This is a genomic window from Kosakonia sp. S42, from assembly GCF_016624785.1.
Lineage (GTDB): Bacteria > Pseudomonadota > Gammaproteobacteria > Enterobacterales > Enterobacteriaceae > Kosakonia > Kosakonia cowanii.
In genome coordinates, this window is sequence record NZ_JACVTW010000098.1 from 1 (window position 1) to 402 (window position 402).

A 402-nucleotide genomic window follows, 5' to 3' on the forward strand; every position below is an offset into this window, starting at 1 on the left:
CCAATATCGACAGCTTCTTTTAGTAGCTCAACTTCCATTGTTTTCTTGCCCAGCAGGCGCTGAAGCTCTTTGATCTGCTTCATTGCCGGGGCCAGTTCGGATGCCGGGACAACCTGCTCACCAGCGGCTACGGCAGTCAGGCTGCCCTCCTGATACTGCTTGCGCCAGAGAAATAACTGACTGGCTGCCACCCCATGATGGCGGGCGACAACCGAGACGGTCATACCGGGTTCAAGACTCTGCTGAACAATGGCGATTTTTTCCTGGACGGTACGCCGTCTGCGCTTCTCCGGACCTAAAACGTCAATCATCCTGACTCCAACGACTAGTTTAAAAACTAGTATTAAGACTATCACTTATTTAAGTGATATAAGTTGTCTGGAGATTCAGGGGGCCAGTCTA

1 protein-coding gene is annotated in these 402 nt (G+C 51.0%); it reads right to left on the reverse strand.

The window, feature by feature from the left end; all coding sequences use genetic code 11:
• Positions 1 to 311, reverse strand: a 311-nt coding sequence (locus IAE50_RS25730; RefSeq protein ID WP_200581700.1) for a transposase, incomplete at its 3' end; no start/stop codon positions are given.
• Positions 312 to 402 lie beyond the last annotated feature (91 nt).